The 234-nt window shown below is 45.3% G+C and carries 1 protein-coding gene; it reads left to right on the top strand.

Annotation, left to right across the window (positions count from 1 at the left end; genetic code table 11):
- Positions 1-234 (top strand): PhnD/SsuA/transferrin family substrate-binding protein (locus AC6UDG_RS07875; RefSeq protein WP_500707015.1); only part of this gene is annotated, 234 nt, incomplete at both ends.

Raw genomic sequence — 234 nt, 5'->3', positions numbered from 1 at the left:
AAGCTGTACTGTCCGTTTTAAACAAGAACAACGATGCTGCGTTCACCTTCCAAGGTGCTCAAACCTTAGTTTCAAAGGACAATCCGAACGTTATGAAGGATACCAAGGTTATTTACACGACTAAGGCCATTCCAAATGACGTGGTTGCTTGTCGAAGTGATATGTCGAAGTCATGGCAGAAGAAGATTGCCAAAGCCTACGAGAACATGGCGAAGACGAAAGAGGGTCACGACG

This window comes from Fructilactobacillus sp. X2R1C1 (genome assembly GCF_059901435.1).
This window is presented reverse-complemented; position numbering and strand designations above follow the sequence as displayed.